The organism is Flavobacterium sp. N502536 (assembly GCF_025947345.1).
GTDB lineage: Bacteria > Bacteroidota > Bacteroidia > Flavobacteriales > Flavobacteriaceae > Flavobacterium.
Genome location: NZ_CP110011.1, coordinates 3,464,172 through 3,478,182 on the forward strand (window position 1 = coordinate 3,464,172; position 14,011 = coordinate 3,478,182).

The 14,011-nt window shown below is 38.3% G+C and carries 7 protein-coding genes; 1 reads left to right on the forward strand and 6 read right to left on the reverse strand.

What is annotated here, in order from left to right; translation table 11 throughout:
- Positions 1–89 precede the first annotated feature (89 nt).
- The 5 genes from OLM61_RS14615 to OLM61_RS14635 all read right to left on the reverse strand — a co-directional run bounded on the left by OLM61_RS14615 (position 90) and on the right by OLM61_RS14635 (position 10,555).
- Complete coding sequence (locus OLM61_RS14615) at positions 90–3,095, reverse strand: glycoside hydrolase domain-containing protein (protein WP_264523372.1); 3,006 nt, start codon at positions 3,093–3,095, stop codon at positions 90–92.
- A 166-nt stretch (positions 3,096–3,261) separates the two neighbouring features.
- Positions 3,262–4,251 (reverse strand): c-type cytochrome, encoded by a 990-nt coding sequence (locus OLM61_RS14620; RefSeq protein WP_264523373.1) that lies wholly within the window; start codon positions 4,249–4,251, stop codon positions 3,262–3,264.
- 142 nt (positions 4,252–4,393) lie between these two features.
- Positions 4,394–5,806, reverse strand: a complete 1,413-nt coding sequence (locus OLM61_RS14625) for an aryl-sulfate sulfotransferase (protein WP_264523374.1) — start codon at positions 5,804–5,806, stop codon at positions 4,394–4,396.
- A 102-nt stretch (positions 5,807–5,908) separates the two neighbouring features.
- Positions 5,909–7,420 (reverse strand): RagB/SusD family nutrient uptake outer membrane protein, encoded by a 1,512-nt coding sequence (locus tag OLM61_RS14630; RefSeq protein ID WP_264523375.1) that lies wholly within the window; start codon positions 7,418–7,420, stop codon positions 5,909–5,911.
- 36 nt (positions 7,421–7,456) lie between these two features.
- Positions 7,457–10,555, reverse strand: coding sequence for a SusC/RagA family TonB-linked outer membrane protein (locus OLM61_RS14635; RefSeq protein ID WP_264523376.1), 3,099 nt, complete (start codon positions 10,553–10,555; stop codon positions 7,457–7,459).
- A gap of 679 nt (positions 10,556–11,234) precedes the next feature.
- On the opposite strand from OLM61_RS14635, the gene OLM61_RS14640 reads away from it, so the two are divergent.
- A complete protein-coding gene (locus OLM61_RS14640) occupies positions 11,235–11,873 on the forward strand; it encodes a sugar-binding protein (RefSeq protein WP_264523377.1) in 639 nt (212 codons plus the stop codon).
- Between the two features lie 989 nt (positions 11,874–12,862).
- Here OLM61_RS14640 and OLM61_RS14645 read toward each other — a convergent pair.
- Positions 12,863–13,903, reverse strand: a complete 1,041-nt coding sequence (locus tag OLM61_RS14645; protein ID WP_264523378.1) for a LacI family DNA-binding transcriptional regulator — start codon at positions 13,901–13,903, stop codon at positions 12,863–12,865.
- Between the last annotated feature and the right edge of the window lie 108 nt (positions 13,904–14,011).

Genomic DNA, 14,011 nt, shown 5'->3' on the forward strand with positions numbered 1-14,011 from the left:
CTCCCTTCGGTCGGAATGACAAACAAGGTGTATAATCGTTATGAAATGGAAGTCATTTTACATCTTACATCTTACATTTCACATCTCACTTATTTCACAATCAACAACCATCCTTTTCCTTTTGACACCGGTATTTCGTCTTTTACTGTAAAGGTTTGTGCCAGTTGGAAATTCAATACTTCGGGAGCGGTTATGGTTGTTTTTGCCGGATTGATTCCTAATTTTTTCCAGTCGATAAGCAGTTTCACTTTTACATCGGTATCAGCCCAGCTTGCGATAGAGATTAAAGCAGTTCCGTTTTTTTTGTAAACTGTTGCCAGCACCTTATCGTTTGTTGTTTTTACCGGACAGTTTTCGCTCCAGTAGCCAATCATTTCCGAACCTTTAATGCCAAAAGTATCCCATAATTTCCACACTGGTCTTGGGTCGGCATTGTGACTCCATGGCATTCTGTTGGTCATTCCGTACACCATTCCTCTCCACGGATTTCCTCCGTCCTGTAACATTTCACCCATTAATCCAAAAGGGATTCCGCTTACTTCTGTCAGGAAAAAGTCGGGATTGTTTTTTTCGTAGTCAAAATATTCTCCAAACCACAGTTTGTTGATGTACGGAAAATGCTCCATATACAAATTGGCGCTGTTGTTAAATCCGTCACTTTTATTGTATTGATTGGCACTGTGCAGGTCAATGATTCCCGGATGTCCGTCTTTTGTAAGTACTCTTTTGATTCGTTTCATCGTAATTCTGTCAAAAGCCACATCATCAAGATAAACCCCGTCGATGCCCACATTTTGTGTCAGCCAGTTCATTCCTTCCACATAATAGTTATGCCAACGGTTCATGCCGCTGTTTACGATAGCCGCATCTTTAATTTCAGGTACAAACCAGGCCGCAATATAATCGTCTCCCACATGTTCCTGCAGCCAGGAGAATCCACCTCCTTTACCAGGAGAATAAATTTCATGCCCTAAACTTCTTAAAGCAAAAGTCTCGTAAGCTTTGTTGGAAACCTCTCTGACAGTGTTGTAAATCTTCACTTTTAATCCTTTTTCATGGGCTTCATCGATATAACTTTTCATTTTTTTAAATTCAATGAAAGGATAGTTGATGTACGGATTGATGGCGTTGGCATGGTGAATATTGATTACCGTTGCTCCGGTTTTTGCGATAGTATCGATATCGCTGTATTTGTGATAAAACTTAGTGTCCCATTGAAAATCGGTGTTTAGCGTATGAAAAGGAGTGATGAGTAAATTGAAATTATAGTACAAAACATCGCCTTTTTTCATATTTCGGGCTCCGCTATAGGCATTGACCAAAACTGATTTTGGATTAGGGGTAATCGTGATTCCTCCTTTATTTTCATTGCCCCAGGAAGTGGGCAGTAATAGTGGTTTTTGTAAATAGAAGTTGGTGTTTAACGGACGACTGTATTTTTCATCACGCAAAGAAAATTGCAATCCCGAATTTACATTACCAATCCATGCTCCATCCTGATTTTTATGAGCAACGTCCCATTTCCAGTCGAATGTAGCCGGACGATCGCCTCCTTTTTGACCCAATCCCATCATGTATTTTGCAGAAGTAGGCTGAAGAGGCATGTGGAAATTAATATCGTTAAAAGTCACATCTTCAAGGGCTGTGATTTTCACCGTATAGGATAAAAATCCGTCAAACTCTAAGGCAGCATTTACTTCCATTTGAAGTGATTTTGACGTAGAAACACTTTCCCAGGAAACAGTTCCGCTTTCTTTTTTCAGAAATTGGAGTCCTGTGTTTTTCCATTGCAGGGATTCTTTACCTGATGCATCCAGAAAATGAAAAGCTAACGGGCTGCTTAAAATGTCATTGGCTTTTGTGCCTACACTTGTCATTTCGGGAGTAAAATAGGTTTGAATCTGTGCAGGAAAACCATTTGAACCTAAAATTAATTTTCTGCCCAATAAAGAGATTTCCGAATCTTTAACCGTTAGTGGGGTATAAGGCGCAATGACTGTATTTTCCTGTGCTAATGTAGAATTCAACCATTTTAAACGGGTCATTTTCTCAGGGAAATCGATGCCTCCGTTTTGCGTAATTTCATTTTTTACGGTGATCTGAAGTACAATTTCTTTCGACTTTCCGTCGGCAGTTACAATCGCTTTTCCACTGTATGTTCCGGCAGCGGCAGTTTGCGGAACATCGATTCCGCACCACATCGCCTGTACTTTTCCTTTTGAAACCGAAACGGTATTAGCAAAAACCGATCCGTCGTATTTAGTCCCGTCAGTATTGATACAGTTGATGTATTTCGATTCGATGATGGCTCCTGTAGAACTGATCAGATTTGAAAAGGTAACTTTTAAGTTGTCAATATTTTGCAAAGCATAAACGCCCAATTGAAAGGCCAGGTATTCGCCTCTTAAAGCCGTGTCTGAAAAAGTGTTTTGAACCCCTTTTTGAATCCATCTTTGTGGTAAATCATTTTTCATTCGGATCGAATACAGTCGGTCTTCGGGGAATACCAGAAAGGAATTGCCGCTGTTTTTCGCAATAAGATCTTTCGTTTCGGCCGCAGTTGCAATGACTTCCATCGGGTAAAAACTGTTGAAAGCATTTACACTCTGAATTTCGTTTACCGTACAATTATCGGCCAGATTGGGTTTGATTTTGGCAAGCCAGCTTGCAGCTGCTTTATCTTCGGCTTTGGCATAAACACCTTTTGGGTAATTGGCATCACCTTCGTCAATGTAGGGTAGGTAATACACATAATAAGTTCCTTTTCCCGAAACAGGTTCAAAGAAAATAGTACCGTTTTCTCTGTTGATGTTGGTTGTTTTAATGTTTTCAATGGTTTTGCCTGAAGCATCCTGAACAATGATTTTTTTCAGTTCGGGTTTTTCGTCTCTTCTGCGCCATTCGATTGTGGTTTTGGCAACATCTCCGGTGCCGGTAAAGGTTACTGCAACACGATGGTTTCCTAATAGGTTCGGATTCCAGCTGTCGTTACCGTCGGAATATTTTATTTGTGCAGTTAACGAAATACTGAAAACGAAAAGGCACAGTATCAATAGTCTACTCAAAATGGGTTTGTTTTTTAGGTTTGTTTTCATTGTCTTATTATGTGAGATGTTATCTGTGAAATGTTAGTTATTAGTTATTAGTCATGGTTATAGAGGATAAACTACAAATGTTTTATGTTTTAGAGTTAAGGTTTCAAACAACAAACCATAAACAATTAAACGATTAAACAATTAACCGATTAAACAATAAACACATCTAATATACCGCTTTCCAGCCATTTTTTTTCCAATAGGCGATTATGGGTTTGTAGGGGCCATATTTGTGTTGTTGTTCCGAAAAATGATCGTTGAAAGGACTGTGTGCATAATCAATAGGTTTGCCCATTTTATTGGGATAATCGAATGTTTTAGGATTGGGTCTGTCGTGTACGGAATCATCATTTACATAGGCGGCAATATCCAGCGCCTGCAAGTCTGTAAGATAAGGTTTTCCGGGAGTGACTTTGTCATAAGGCATATTGCTTTTTAGCCATTGTGCCTGTTTGATGACTCTGTGCATGCTTGAACCGGGCTGATAACCATATTCTCCCCATAGAGGCGGGTAGGTGTAACCCGATTTGTCGGCATTGTATTGGCCTTCGCCATTGTTTCCGTGGCAGCGGGCGCAATTTTCAATAAAGAGTGCTTTTCCTCTTTCAGGGCTTGCAGCGACATCCGGAAATTCAATTTCGAGGTTTTTGGCTCCTTTGAAATCACCATCTTTTGGAACAAATTTGCTGATCCATTTGAAGTACGATAAAAAAGCGACCATTTCTTTGCTGTCGAGCGGGAGCGGTTTCCCGGAATGAGGACGCATGATACAATTGTTGACTCTTTCGGCAAGCGTCAGGACTTTATTTTCACGGCCGCGGTACTGCGGATAATTGTCGTGAGAAGACATTAAATTGAAGGCGTAAGGTTTTGTTCCTGCATTTTGATGACAGTTGGTACAGTTCATCTTGTTGCCCAAATATTTTCCTTTGATTCCATTCGGACCAATGTAATAAGCCGTTTTTAGCATTAATTCTCTTCCATAACGAACAGCTTCTCCAAATTGATCGTCCGGAATTTTTGAGGTGTCAATGGTAATATACGACTCATCATCAGCGGTTTTGTTTGCTAATGTCTGTGAATTTGATGTATTGCACGAATTGAAAACAACAATTGGCAATGCTGTAAACAGACCAATAAGAATTATTTTTTTCATGTTTTTTATTTTTTTAATACGTCCTGTTTTGTCATTTCGACCTAAGGGAGAAATCACACTATAAACTCCGCAAAGTAAAGAGCCAATCTTTGTCGATTAGCGAATGTGATTTCTCCTTCGTCGAAATGACAAGATTGTGCCTTTAATTCAATAGAAACGGTTTTAAGTTTTCTTCGGGAATGAATTGCACCCGATAAGGCGGAATTTCAGATTCTAATGCCCAGAGTAAAACCCCTTTTTTATTGGTCAAAACAGTAATATGTCTTTTGGAGCAGCAGGCCAAAATGGTTTCTTTATCAATCATATAGGCACTTCCCATTCGGTCGTTGTAAATATCTTTTGGCAATTGTATGTGGAAATCCAGTTTTACGGTTTTAGCTTTTTCATCTACTTTGAGGGCAAAAACAGAAGATTGTTTTTTGTCGACTCCATTATCAAAAAACATCAGACTGCCTTCGGGATTGATATGTGCGGCATGTGCCTGAGAGAAATCGATGTCTTTGGACAGGTTTAGATTTCCGCCTCTTCCTAGTTTCCAGATCACTTTTCCGGTTTTGGCATTTATTTTCCAGATTTGACCGTTGTTGTAAAAAGAGATCAGAAAATTTCCGTCTTTATCATAATTTAAACTGTTGGCGTGCATCCAGTCTTTTTTGGTTTGGAGTAGTTTTTTGTCTTTCATTGGATCCAAATCATCAAAAACACTCCATTTCCAAAGTTGTTTTCCTTTTTTATCCAGAATCAGAATCCCATCGCCATTAATCGTGTCTTTTTGTTTTCCTCCAATGGATCTTAAATCGGTTATTCGGGTGTCTACAAATAAGGTCACAATTTCGTTAGTCGATTTTTTGATGATCTCATGATGAATCACCTGTTTCAGATCGCCCTGCCCTTTTTTGATATGGGTTAGGGTATCGCCTTGTAAGTTGATTTCGAGTATCTCACTTCCATAACTTGTAGGCTCATCATTTTTCCCCAGGATAGCAATAATACTTTGTTCTTTGGTAAAATGGGTTACTTTAAAACCTGTTCCTTCAACAGTATGATACCATCTTAAATTGCCTTTATAATCTACAATATAAGCAACGCCCGGTGTTTCTCTTTTGGCCAAAAGCATAAATCCTTTTTTGAAATTTTCCGGTACCAGTTCAGGTTTCGGACAGTTTGCTTTGAATTGTTTCTGCAGCCATTCCGGTAATTTTCGGGATTTGAAGGTATATACTTTGCTAGTGTCTTTTTCGGGGCCATTTAGTGTTATCAATTGAAAACTATAATGGGTTTCAGGAGTAATGTTGCAAAGCACCAAAGAATGGGAGCGGCCTGCTTTTGAAATTGGAGAAGTTATTTTATTTTTTATTCCTTTTTGATCCGGCCAGTATTCTGCATAAACCTGAACATTTTCATTCGTAGTGACATCGATTTGAATTTTCAATTCGTTGTTGCCATGAGTGCCAATAGTGATGTTTTTGATCGGATTGACCTGATTTTTAGAACAGCTTACCAGAATAAGCAGGATCCAAATAAAAACTCCTTTTGCTATTACATTTTTAATCATCTGAAAGGCTTCTTTTATGAAACAGATAAGATCTACTGTTTATAATTAAAAATCAGGAACAGTCGGGTATTTTAAAACCCGCTGTTCCTGATCTGATTTCTATTATTGTCTGTCGGCGTTGCTCAGGTTAGGGTTTAGGTCCACCTGAGTTTGCGGATAGGTATAATATTTGTTTTTCGGCATGACGATTGGTGCGGTTTCTCCAACTCTTACATGATAGGCGTTTACCAGTACATCAAATTTATTCATTCGAATTAAGTCCTGACGACGTTTTCCTTCATAAAATAATTCCCAGCCTCTTTCCTGTAAAATAGCATCTCTCAAAGTAGATTTATTGTAATCGGATAAAACCAGCAGTTTGGCATGCGATCTTCCTTTTACCAGATTGATAAGGTCTATAGCTTCTGCAGTTGGACCGCTTATCTCGTTTAAGGCTTCGGCTCTGCTTAACAGCACATCTGCATAACGCAATATGTTTACGCTGTGACCGTCATAATAAGTAGTGGTTTCATCGTCGGCATATTTTCTGGTCGATACATCGGGCATATAGAATACTCCTTTTGGGGGCTGGGCTCCTAAAGAAGGCGCTTGTTTGTGCAGCAATTTATCAGTTCCCATAAACTCCGGGAAGAAACATTTTTTTCGATCGTCTTCATCGCCAAAAGTGTTGTAAAAATCCCAGTTTACGGTATAGTACTGCCATCTGTTTTCGACAACCGGATGGTCTATCGGGCCAAAGTGGTTCAGTAGTTCGGTTCCGTTTACATTGGCATCACTAAGAGAAGAAAAGATGTTTTCACTGCACCATTTGTTACTTTCTTTAAACAATCCCAAATAGGAAGGGAAAAGGCTGTATTCGTTGAGGTTCATGACTTGTTGTGTAAGTGAGGCTACTTTTTGCCAGTCGTGATTTCGCAAATACAATTTTGCTAATAAGGTTAAGGCAGCACCTTTTGTAGCACGTCCTACGTCATTACTCTCATAAATTGCATTTTTCTTATAGTTGACCGGTAAAACGGCGGCGACATCATTCAAATCTTTGATTAGAAGCGCTTCTATAGTTTCAACAGAGGAGGGTGGTGTTTGTTCCAAATAGTTTGGATTGTCTAAGTTGGCTTCTGTTACCAGAATAACAGGTCCCCATGCATCTGTTAAATCCATGTAAGCAGAAGCTCTTAAAAATTTGGCCTCGGCTATAAACTGGGTTCGTTCTGCGTCAGTGATCCCGCTCATTTTGGTAATATTAAAAATAGCAAAATTAGCGTTGGCCACCAGTTTGTACATGGCATTCCAGTCTTCGAGAAGCAAACCATTAGCAGAATTCCAGAGTCCCAGAGACAATTGTCCGGGATCACCGCCGTATTGGCAATGCCCTAAATCTGTGGCAATATCGGTTAAAGCAAAATGTCGTGTTGCCCAATACGAAAAGTTATCTCCCACAGAAGGGCCTTTTAGTCTTCCGTAAATGGAATTAATAGAAGCAATAGCATCCGATTTGGTTTGAAATCCATTCGTATCGGTCAAACTGCTATACACGGTAGGATCAAGATCCTCATTGCATGAAAATTGCAACCCGGCAGTCAGTAAGAGGAATATAATTGTATATTTTTTCATTTTAATAAATTTTATGTTACTAAAAAAGCTTTGCGACTAATGAATGGCAACCTTAATACCCAGAATGATGGTTCGTGAAGCCGGGAATGAATTAAAATCAATTCCTCCTCCTAAGTTCTGTTTGGTAGTATCGTTAGTGTAATGTCCGTTTACCTCAGGATCATTTCCGGAATATTTTGTAATCGTCAGCAGGTTCTGCCCAATAGCATACACTCTGATATTGTCTATGAATTTAACCGGTTTTAAAACACTTTCGGGAATAGAGTATCCGATCGAAAGATTTTTTAGACGCAGGTAAGAAGCCTCTTCGACAAATTTTGAATTGACATAACTTCCGTAAGTACTTTTGTAATAACCGTCTCTTGGAATATCCGTATTTTCATTGGTACCTGCCACCCATCGGTTTAATGCATCGGTACTAGTGGTTGATTCTCCAACCATTTTGGTCATGTTGTAAACCGAATAATCAAAAGCGCCCTGAAAAAAGATGTTCAAATCGAAGTTTCCTATTTTAAAGTCATTATTGAAACCAACAGTGTAGTGCGGAGTAGAATTTCCTAAATAAGCCCTGTCTGCCACTGTTATTGCACCATCGCCATCTAAATCCTCGTATTTTGGATCTCCCGGTTTAGACAGGGGCTGCGGAGCATATACTTCTCCTGTTTTGATAACTCCGGCATATTTAAAACCATAGAGTAACCCCATTTCTTTGCCCGGTTCCAGTCTTGTAAATTCTCGTCCCGAAACCGTTCCGCTTGGGTTAGAGGTGTTTTGGGTGATAATGGCAACATTATCGGCAAGTGAAACTACTTCCTGTTTGTTGTAAGCAAGGTTTAAAGAGGTAGTCCACAAGAAATTATCGTTTCTGAAATTGGTACTGGTAATGCCCAGTTCGATACCTCTATTGTCAATAACTCCCGAATTAATGGTCTGCGTATTAAAGCCCCACCAGCCACCAATTGGAACTCTAAGAAGTGCATCGGTAGTTCTTTTTCTATAGACATCAATTGTGGCCGTTATTCTATCATTAAAAAGGCCCATATCTAAACCAATATCGGTCTGAGTAGTTTGTTCCCATTTTAAATCTTTGTTGGATAAGTTGGCAGGTTCAGTACCATTAGAAAAATTTCCATCTCCAATCGTTACTCCCCAGGCTTTTAAGGTAGGCATGAAAGCATAATCTCCAATACCATCTGCCCCCGTAACACCATAACTCACTCTCAATTTAAGATCGGAGATCGTTTTGGAGTTTTGCATAAAAGACTCGTTCGATATTTTCCACGCTACGGCTCCCGATGGGAAAGTACCATAGGAATTATTACTTCCAAAACGAGATGAGCCGTCCCTTCTTAAGGTAAAAGCAGCAAGGTATCGATCGTTAAAAGAATAATTTAGCCTTCCGAAATAAGAAGTTAGCTTTGTTTCGATTTTTTCTGTTTCGGGTTTCAAATAAACCGCTGCAGCGTCAAGGTTGTGATAGGTTAACACATCGTTAGAAAAGCCCGTACCTGCCGCTTTTAAAAATTCATAAGTGTCTTTTTGATTAGAAGTTCCGATCATGGCACTTATAGAGTGTTCGTTTATATTGAATTTATAAGTCAGATATTGATCGGTACTCCATCTAAAATAGGTTTTGTTTTCCTCAGAACCGGATCCCTTCAAAGCCGCTCCGGCCACCAGTGTTCTTGGGGTATATTTTCCCTCGATGTTTTCCTGCCATTCGGCACCGGCTCCAAAATGATAGGTCAGTCCTTTAATGATCTCATAATCCAAAAACATATTCCCGTTAACCAATCTGTTGATGATATGATCGGTTGGCTCTAATAAAAGGGCTAAAGCATTATCTTTTCCCTGAAATTTGTAATAAGATCCATCAGGATTGTAAATCGGAATGGTTGGTGGAGCAGTCTGGATCGAAAACATTGGCGATAAAATGTTATCTCCAAAATCGCTGTTGTTTCCTTCGCTGGCAGCTCCATAAATGTTAGTACCTACATTTAATCGGTCATTAAATCTTTTTTCGCCACCCATTCTCACACTGTATCTTTTAAAATCAGTATTTTCGATAGCTCCGGTTTGTTTGAGGTAGTTTCCTGAAAGAAAAAATTTAGACGTTTTATCACTTCCACTAAAGGTAATGGTTCTGTTTATTACTTCTCCGGGACGTGTTGCGGCCTTAAACCAGTTGGTATTGGCGACAGGGAAATCGGAAGAAAAAACGGGCGGTCGGCCATTTTCCTTTGCGATTGCATTTTGAATATCGGCATATTGCTGTCCGTTGATAAGTGAAGGTTCCTTAATGATGTTTTGAAAACCATCTGAGATTTCAGCTTCGATCTGCATTTTTCCTAACTTTCCTTTTTTGGTGGTAATCAGGATAACCCCATTAGCACCTCTCGAACCATAAATAGCAGTAGAAGAAGCATCTTTTAAGATCTGAATGTTCTCAATATCATTTGGACTTATCGAGGCTCCGGTATTGGTGATGAAACCGTCTACCACATACAAAGGAGAATTAGAGTTGTTAAGAGAGTTTCCACCCCTAATAACAATGGAAGGATTTGTCCCAGGAGCATAACTGTTTTGCTGTACCTGAACGCCTGAAGCACGACCTTGTAAGGCCTGGCCAACGTTGGTAATGGTTCCGCCTAAATTTAAATTGTCTTTGCCAATAGAACTTACAGAACCGGTAAGGTCTTTTTTCTTGGCTTTTCCATATCCTATAACTATTTCTTCTAATTTTTGGCCTACCTCTTTCATAACGACTTTTATAGGTGAGGTTCCAATAGTTATTTCCTGATCTTCCATACCAATGTAGGAAACGATTAGTTTGGTCACATTATCAGCAACAGTAATAGCAAAACTTCCGTCTGCATCTGTTTGTACTCCGGTACGACTTCCTTTTACAACAACATTTGCTCCGGCTATTGGAAGTCCGTTTTGATCTGTCACTTTACCCTTCACTGTTTTTTCAAAAACGAATGCAATATCATTTCTGCGATTTATTTTTACAGTTGAGGTCGCTGAAACCTGAACAGTAAAAACGAATACTAAAAAAAGTGTGAGTTTAATCTCTGTACCGGTAAGATCTTTTAGCCTAAAATCTCCGGGGCTTTTTTGGGTTAATAATTTCATACTTAAAAATTGGGTTTGGTTAATGTTTATTTGTTTTTTTCGTTTGTAAGTTTTGGACTTCTTTTTTTATGAGATAACTTTTTTTGGGAGTAATTTATCTTCTGACGAAATGGCTAAAAAACAATTGCCGTTCTATTTTAATCTTTTTGTATGGGGCTATTTCTTTTGGTTTTTCTGTTTTTTTGAACAATTTAAAACCATTAAAAATCATATAATTAACTTGTTTTTAAGATTATTATGAAACGAAGCTATAGATTATATTTTTATAAAACAAGAAAAAACACTAAAAATGTGCTCGAACACACGTAATTAATGTTCTCGAGCACATTTTTTTAAGTAAAACACATTTTTTTACTTAAATTCGTATGATTATTGTGGAATTAATGAGAAGAAAAACGTTAGTTCTATTTTGAAGTATTTTAGTGTTAAATAGAAAATAGTTGCGTTAATTATCGTATTTGTGTTAAAATTAATGAATAATTATTATTGATAGGTTTGATTTTTTGAAGGAGAGAAAGGCTGTTCTCATGCATTATATTCAGAAAAGTATCCTGTTTTCTTTTATCCGATTTTAACCTATTTTCGTAATCCGAAAAAAAGCAAAAAATACCCTCCGTCTGAAGCGGTCTTCAGAATTTGAAATGTTAAAAAAATTAACAAATATTTAAAGCCAAACATTGTGAAAGAATATCAGGTAGTTTTACGAAATGAGAATCAGAAAATAGCTATAGAAAATCCCGTTGTCTCATTTTGGGAAAAAGCAAATGAACTTACTGATTTTTGCTCGGCATGGAACAGTGACCCCTTTTCAAAAATAGCATTCAGTGCCTTTTGGGATCGTGAAAATCTTTTTTTTAAATTCAGAGTGTTTGATACCCATATTCACCTGGATCAAAAAGACGATAGTATTGACAGTATAGGAAATTCTGACCGGGTAGAATTGTTTTTTAGAATCAATGCGTCTTTAGATCCGTATTATTGTTTGGAAATCGATACAGCAGGGCGTGTAATGGATTTTAAAGCCCGTCCCGGTAAGGACTTTGATTTTGATTGGAATTGGCCTAAAAATGATTTAGAGATCACGACGTCAAAGGATGAAATTTCTTTTACTGTTGAAGGACGAATCAGTATTCAATCGTTAAAACAGTTGAATTTAATACAGAACAACACTATTGAAGCGGGTGTTTTTAGAGCTAAGTTTGATAAGAATACAAATGACGAATACGAGCCCACCTGGATTTCGTGGGTAAATCCCAATACCGAAACACCTAATTTTCATATTGCTTCTTCTTTTGGGAAGTTTATTTTGATGGAGTGAAATGTTTCTTGTGAAATGTGAAATGTGAAATGTGAAATGTGGATTGTGGATTGTGGACATTGTGGAGTGTAAGCGATGTGCGATAGAGGCCACGGATGACGCTGATTCGCTTTGCGAAGACGCGGATTAACACGGATTTTTTTAGGTTGAAAAATATCTGCGAAATCTGCCAGATCTGCGAGAAAAAAAATCTACCTAAATCTGTAAAATGTAGATTGTGTACATTGGACGTGTAAACGATGTGGGATAGGTGCCACGGATGACGCTGATTCGCTTTGCGAAGACACGGATTAACACGGATTTTTTTAGGTTGAAAAATATCTGCGAAATCTGCTAGATCTGCGAGAAAAAAAATCTACCTAAATCTGTAAAATGTAGATTGTGTACATTGGGCGTGTAAGCGATGTGGGGATAGGGTCCACGGATGACGCTGATTCGCTTTGCGAAGACGCGGATTAATACGGATTTTTTTAGGTTGAAAAATATCTGCGGAATCAGCCAGATCTGCGAGAAAAAAAAACTATTTAAATCTGTGAAATGTGGATTATGGACATTGTGGTGTGTGAGTGATGTTGGATAGGGGCCACGGATGACGCTGATTCGCTTTGCGAAGACACGGATTAACACGAATTTTTTTAGGGTGAAAAATATCTGCGAAATCTGCCAGATCTGCGAGAAAAAAAATCCACCTAAATCTATGAAATGTGGATTGTAGGTATTGGGGTGTGTGAGTGATGTAAAGCTTAATTTGAATTTTTAAGAAAAGGACCCTTTGTCATTTCGACCGAAGGGAGACTCGAGCGATAGCGAACAGGCGAAGCAAATCGCAAAAGAAACCCCGTTCCTAAAATCGCCAATCTTTGTCGAGCTTCATGCGTGATTTGCTTCGCCTGTTCGCTATCGCTCGAGTCTCCCTTCGGTCGAAATGACAAAAAAAAACAAAAAATCGTTGCGTTTTAGTGTCTTAGTGGCAATTCTGTGGATAAAAATTAAGAAACGTAAAAAGAAGCATTCTCCACGTTGATAATATCGATTGGCAATAAAATGGTTTCCGGAATATCTTTTCGGAATAAAAAGTGCTCCACCAAAGTACTAACACCCAAATAAGCTTGTCTTTTTTGATTCTGATGAATTAAAAAATGAACCAGTCCCTGATTTAAGAAATTGACATTTTTCGCTACTAAATCATAACCAATGATTGCGATCTTTTTGTTGGGTACAGCAGACAAAATAGAGGCGATTTGATATGCTTTTGAGGTGGTGATGAAAATTCCTTTCAGATTTGGATTTTCGTCTAAAAAGGCTGAAAACTTAGTTTCAACATTCGGATGTTTTAATTTTAGAGTAGTCAGTGAAAAGCTGCGGATCTTTTTCTCGTCAAAATAACTTCTGAAACCCTTTTCCTTTTCCTGCATGTGCACGGCGTTTTTAAGGCTTTCGTCAATATGGATGATGGCAATCTGGCCTTCTGTTAAAATCAGATTCATTAAACTGGCAGCCACACGACCACTTTTATGTAAATCCTGTCCAACAAAACTTTTTATAGATTCGCCTTCGATCTGGTTGTTAAACGTATTCACCATGATGTTCAAATCATCGTATTGTTTTACGATCCCCACTGTTTCTTTGTGGAATAAAGGGGCAATCAAAACAGCATCAGGCGATTTTTTGATAATGGTTTCGTTGGTATTTAAAAATGATTTGGTGCTTTCCGGATTAAAAAAGTGTGTTTCAATAATAACACTGTACGCTTTAAATTCGGTGATCGCATCCTGAATTCCGTTTACACAGGGAAGCCAGTAAGGATCAATTTCAGGATCGGGAAGTAAAACACAGATTCTGTAAACCTTGGTGTTTTTTAAATTTCGTGCTATTAAATTCGGCTCATAATTGATGACGTTCAGAACTTCATTTATTTTGTCTAAGGCCGTAGGAGAAACTTTTCCTCTGTTGTGCAAAACCCTGTCGACAGTTCCTTTAGAAACTCCCGCCATTTTTGCTATATCCTTAATGGTGTACTTTTTATCCATATAGGCAAATATAGAAACTTTGATTTAATTTTTTTAAAATCCTGTAAGAATTAATTAGTGTGCTCGAGAACATTTTAATGGTGTGTTCGAGCACATTTTTCTTTTTTT

Coding starts and splice junctions, on each gene's coding strand:
- OLM61_RS14625 (WP_264523374.1), bottom strand. CDS start 5,806: ATGATTAAAAATGTAATAGCAAAAGGAGTTTTTATTTGGATCCTGCTT.
- OLM61_RS14635 (WP_264523376.1), bottom strand. CDS start 10,555: ATGAAATTATTAACCCAAAAAAGCCCCGGAGATTTTAGGCTAAAAGAT.
- OLM61_RS14645 (WP_264523378.1), bottom strand. CDS start 13,903: ATGGATAAAAAGTACACCATTAAGGATATAGCAAAAATGGCGGGAGTT.
- OLM61_RS14620 (WP_264523373.1), bottom strand. CDS start 4,251: ATGAAAAAAATAATTCTTATTGGTCTGTTTACAGCATTGCCAATTGTT.
- OLM61_RS14615 (WP_264523372.1), bottom strand. CDS start 3,095: ATGAAAACAAACCTAAAAAACAAACCCATTTTGAGTAGACTATTGATA.
- OLM61_RS14630 (WP_264523375.1), bottom strand. CDS start 7,420: ATGAAAAAATATACAATTATATTCCTCTTACTGACTGCCGGGTTGCAA.